Source organism: Candidatus Arcticimaribacter forsetii (genome assembly GCF_910589745.1).
Classification (GTDB): Bacteria; Bacteroidota; Bacteroidia; order Flavobacteriales; family Flavobacteriaceae; genus Arcticimaribacter; species Arcticimaribacter forsetii.
In genome coordinates this window covers 1,336,282-1,341,336 of the sequence record NZ_OU342399.1, presented here as the reverse complement: position 1 = coordinate 1,341,336, position 5,055 = coordinate 1,336,282, and the positions used below count along the sequence as shown (strand labels likewise).

Below are 5,055 nucleotides of genomic sequence, written 5' to 3'. Positions count from 1 at the left end.
TATGAATTTAAATACATTAAATAAAAAATATTTTCCTACTATACTTATGGTAGTGTTTATGTGTTTATCAAATTATTTGATTGCTCAAGATATAGCAAAGGATAAAATTGAAATAATTGTTGGGTCGTATAAATATGAGAATAATGCTTACCTGTATAAAATTAAATTAAAAAAAGCAGGATTTAAAAAAGTTCGTGTTCTTGCTAAAAAAAATGGATTCCACAGAGTATCAATAAGTCAGTTTAAAACATTAAAACAAACAAACAAATTTCTTGATAGTATTGGGATTAATCAGATTGATTATTGGCTTTCTTATCAAGAAAATTACAAAGCGTCTTCAGGGAATAATAGGAGTGAAAATAATTCTACTATAGCCAAATCACCAGATGTATTAGTAGATGAAACCAATCAAGATTTTATTGAAGACATTCAAAATTACAATGAAGTTGATGTTAAAAATGAAAAAAAGGAGATTCAGATAAACTCAAACACTTATACTATTGTAGATGATGATGTTGTATTAGATAATATAAAAAATATAGAAAATGATAAAGATTTGATTCAAATTGAAAAGCCATATACATCCACAGATTCTATTGATGTGAACATTCAAAATAGTGATTCATTCAATGAACCGAAAATAGAATTAGAAGATGTAGATTCATTAATTTCATTTGATGTGTTTAAATTGGAAAATAAATTATCTATCGATTTACCAAGAACTTCGAGTATCCTCTCTAAACCTTTGGATTCATCTTTAATAGATTCTCTATCCAATAAAGTTGACAACAAAAGGGAAACAAGTGTAAACAATATATTTTCAGCTAAAAGTAACTACGAAGATTATGAATTTTCTCCAGCAATAGAACGATACCTAAAATTAGCAAGATCTGGTAAGGAAAGTAAAGAAATATTCGAAAGTTTAGCTATTGCATATTATAATAATAGCCAGTATGATTTATCAACGATTTGGTTTAATAAATTGATTTCTACTTATCCAAAAAACCTTGATCCCGAATTGTATTTTAAAGCATCTGTAGCATTCAAAAGTATTGAGGCCTACGAAGCTTCAGATCGGTTTTACAAAAAATATTTAAAATTAAACAATCAGTTAATTTCTCAAAATCACTCAGAATTTGAATCTAATTATTTAGATACTATTTTAAGTAATAGCGGAAAATATAACCTATTCAAAACAAGTATTAATTCTCAGAACTCCGATTTTGGATTGAATTTTTATAATGACAATAAAGTAGTATTTGCTTCAAGTCTTGATGCTACTGGTAATAAAAAGTTTAAATGGTCTAACGAACCCTTTTTAGATTTATTTATAGCCAAAATCGATTCACTAGGAAATTTGTCAGATAGAGAACAGTTGAAAGGAAGTGTGAATACTAAATATCATGAATCTACTGCTACATTAAGTAAAGACGGAAATACAATGTACTTTACAAGGAATAATTTTTATGGAGGGAGATTGAAATCTTCAAAAGACAAGGAAGTAAAGCTTAAAATATATAAAGCAACTAAAAATCAAGGTACATGGGGTGATATTGAAGAATTACCCTTTAACGGTAATGAATATTCTACAGCTCATCCAACTTTGAGCCCTGATGGGAAAAAGCTTTATTTTTCATCAGATATGCCTGGAACTTTTGGAATGTCTGACATTTGGTTTGTTTATATATTTGAAGATAAAACATACAGTCAACCCATTAATCTGGGACCAAATGTAAACACTGAATTCCGAGAATCTTTTCCCTTTATTGATTCAGGGAATAAATTGTATTTTTCTAGTGATGGAAAATTGGGGCTTGGTGGTTTTGATATTTTTGAGACCAAATTAAACCCAAGGGGTTTCCCTTATGAAATTTCTAATGTTGGAAAACCTGTTAATTCACCCTTTGATGATTTCGGATATGTTTATAATGATAAACGAAATTTTGGATTTATATCTTCTAATAGAAATGGATTAAATGGAAGTTCTTCTGATGAAGTTTATAAAATTGTAAAAACAGATGGTTCAAGTCAATCTTTTGGAGTTCCTTCTCCGTGTAAAGGAAGTATAAGTGGAGTAGTTTTTGATAAATTTACTAAACAACTTTTAAAAGGAGCATCCGTAGAATTATTAAATAATAATGATAATGTCATAAAGGAAATTCTAACTAATAATTTAGGGAAATTTAATTTTATACAAAATTTTGATTGTTCTAAATCTTATTCAATTCGAGTATCAAACGGGATTAGTTATACTACTAGAGTTTTAAATTTAGATTTCAAACAAACTATAAATATAGTTGAAAATATAGATTTAGAATGGACGACAAATTGTTTGCCTAACGATCTAATTTGTATTCTTGGTGTTGAACCTATTTTCTTTGATTTGGATAAAGCCACATTAAAAAGTAGTTCCATAAAATCATTGAAAAATGTTTTAATTGCTCTGATTAAATACCCAAACATGACCTTAGAGATAAGTTCTTATGCCGATTCAAGAGCTTCACTTGAATACAATAAAGTTCTCTCTCGTAGAAGAGCAATTAGAACTAAAAATTGGCTTACTTCTAAAGGTATAGATTCGATTAGGTTAATTATAAAAGCTTTAGGTGAGGAAAATGTCGATAATATTTGTTTAGACAATCCTGATTGTACTGAGGAAGAATATCAATTGAATAGAAAATCTATATTTAAGATTCTGACTTATTAAACATTGGTTAAGCAGTATCAATGCAGTAGCTATTTTTATTCAATAGCAGCTTCTTTTAATTAGATTTATAAAAAATAATGATTTAAATCGGTTCGTTTTCAATATTACTTTTAATGTCGTCATAATAATCATTTCCATTAAATAATATTATTGAGGGATTTTTTTTTGAGGTAAATAGATGTTAACAATATATTTATGAATAAGTACGAAGTTTTAGAAATTATTATTTTAATAACTTTAGGATTAATTGTGTTTTCAATTTTTAAGATTTAATTAGATGAGACTTTGTTTTATATTTCTTATTTGTTGCAGTATTAGTTTTGGTCAAAAAGATTTAAATGCTGAGATAGAATCTTTAAAAGATTCCGTCTTAAAGTACAAACTTTCAAAACCAGATAAAGCATTGGATTTTGGGTTTGAAGTTTTAAAAATTGCAGATCTTTCCAATCCTACAGAATCTCTTATTGCAGTATATTATCGTATTGGGGAAATATTATTTTATCGTGGTCTTGAGGCAGATGCTATTGGTTTTTACGATCAATCACTCAAATTGTTTGAGGCAATGCCCATAAACAAAAGAAAAGAAAGAAACATTAATCTTCCTCCTTGGGTTTTGTTAAATATTGGTAATATTTATTTTAAAAATAATGATTACGATAAAGCAAAATTAAAATATATTGAAGCTTTAGATAATTTTAATTTATATGAAGACAACATTAATAAAAATTTCGGATTATCCACTGTTTATGACAATTTAGGATCAATTGAAGAGTTTAAGGGGGATTTCAAATTAGCAGAAAAATATTATAACAAAGCCTATGAAATAAGAAAGAAAAACAATAAAATAGAAGATTTATTGTATTCTGAAATGCGTCTTATGATTCTTAATATGGGACAACACAAAATGTTCAATGTTAACAAACATTTTATTGAAATCGAAAGATTATATAACCAAGAGCAGAACAATTATTCAGATAAAGATTTCAGTAAAACCTATACTACACGAAATTATGGATATGCATATACTCACATGGGTAACTATTATTTTAAAAAAAATGAATATAAAGTTGCTAAAGAGTTTTTTGAAAAATCTTTAGATTTATTATCTGACTTTCCTTTTGAACTCCCTTTCATACAATCTAAAATAGCAGATTGTTATTTAGGCTTAAAAGATTATGAAAAAGCAATGAGCCTTGCTAAGCAGAATATAAAATCAATTAAATTAAATCTTTACAATAAAGAAAGAGAAAACAACTTTAAGGTTCTTGAAAAAATCTATTCTGAAAAAGGAGATTATAACAATTTAATTAAAATCAAAGATTCTTTACTAAATATATCTAAAGCTGGTTTTGAAATTGATATATTAAATAAAATGAGTGATTTAGAAACGAGTATTGTTTTATCTAAAAAAACATCAGAAATAAATGAAAGTCGAATTACCTACAATACTTATTTATTTGTTTTAATAACATGTTTTATAATTTTAGTATTTTCTTTAGTTACGCTGCGTTTAAATTTTAATTTACAAAAAGAAAAATTCACTAAAATTTTAAATGAAAAGATTATAATTGAGAATGATCTAAATCATAAAAAAGTTCAACTGTTGAATAAGTCTAATTTCATTTCTCAACGAAATAAAAATTTGAATTATTTATTAGACATCATAAATAGTTCAAAAAATAAGTCTCAGAATGATTTATACGAAGTTAAATCTAAAGTAAAAGATCTTTTAAGAATTGAAAATTTAAATGATCGTTTTGAGAAACATTTTGAAGATGTTTATCCTGGATTCTTTAAAAAATTAGTAGCGGTTTCAAATAACTTAACCCAAAATGATTTACGTTTCTGTGCCTACTTAAAAATGAATCAAAATACCTCTGAGATTGCACAACTTACAGGGGTTTCTATTCGTACGGTAGAAAGCAAGAAATACCGCATTAAAAAGAAGCTTAATCTAGGCAAAGATCAAAGTATTACATCTTTTATTCATGGTTTATAATACCCATCGGTTTTATATAAAAAAGATATATTAATTCTATTTTGACCATGCTTGCATTCAAGAGCTAAAAAAGCAAGGTAAATAATTTATAAAGCGGTGGTTATTTTTTTAAGTTGAATTATTCCTATCTCAAAACTATACTCTAATCGGTAAAGTGTAACTCATTATTATATCACAACTCATCGTTAAGCAAGATTTTTCATCTAAATTTCAAAGGAATTTGTATGTTTTTTTTGATTTTTTCACTTTGTTAAAGACCAACTGCATATGAAATTTCGAGCTCGTATTAATGTGGTCAATCCAGAAGAAATATTAGTTGATCCTAAAGAAGTAGAATATCCTCTTTTTG

Annotated in this window: 2 protein-coding genes; both read left to right on the top strand. The window is 26.5% G+C overall.

Features of this window, described 5'->3' with window-relative positions; genetic code table 11:
- Position 1: 1 nt before the first annotated feature.
- Positions 2-2,707, top strand: a complete 2,706-nt coding sequence (locus NG655_RS06170; protein ID WP_252158461.1) for an OmpA family protein — start codon at positions 2-4, stop codon at positions 2,705-2,707.
- A 277-nt stretch (positions 2,708-2,984) separates the two neighbouring features.
- Entirely contained in the window at positions 2,985-4,706 is a 1,722-nt protein-coding gene (locus NG655_RS06165; RefSeq protein WP_252158460.1) for a tetratricopeptide repeat protein, read from the top strand.
- Positions 4,707-5,055: the final 349 nt, after the last annotated feature.

Excerpts from the sequence above, each read along its gene's own strand:
- NG655_RS06170 (WP_252158461.1), top strand. The coding sequence starts at position 2 with ATGAATTTAAATACATTAAATAAAAAATATTTTCCTACTATACTTATG.
- NG655_RS06165 (WP_252158460.1), top strand. The coding sequence starts at position 2,985 with ATGAGACTTTGTTTTATATTTCTTATTTGTTGCAGTATTAGTTTTGGT.